The organism is Priestia sp. SIMBA_032, from assembly GCF_046535215.1.
Classification (GTDB): Bacteria; Bacillota; Bacilli; order Bacillales; family Bacillaceae_H; genus Priestia; species Priestia aryabhattai.
On record NZ_JAWRXD010001391.1, the window covers coordinates 1 to 243 of the forward strand.

Sequence of the window (243 nt, forward strand, 5' to 3'; positions counted from 1 at the left end):
GACGCGGGGTCGAGCCGGTCTCGAACGGCTCGTTCGAAGACCTCGGGGTACATCTCCATCGACGGAAGCCCCTCGCCCGTCACGACGACGCGTTCGGGATCGACCAGGTTGACGATCGTCGCCACGACGGCGCCGAGAGCCTCTGCGGCCGACGAGAACGCCGCCCGTGCAGGCTCGGAGCCTCGTTCGGCCGCCTGGATGGCCTCCCAAAAGCTCGACATGTCCGCGTTCCGCAGAATGGCG

At 68.3% G+C, this 243-nt stretch carries 1 protein-coding gene; it reads right to left on the reverse strand.

Going from position 1 to position 243, the window contains the following annotated elements; all coding sequences use genetic code 11:
* On the reverse strand, positions 1 to 243 hold a 243-nt coding region (locus tag SB717_RS38890; RefSeq protein ID WP_410908601.1), incomplete at both ends, for an ROK family protein.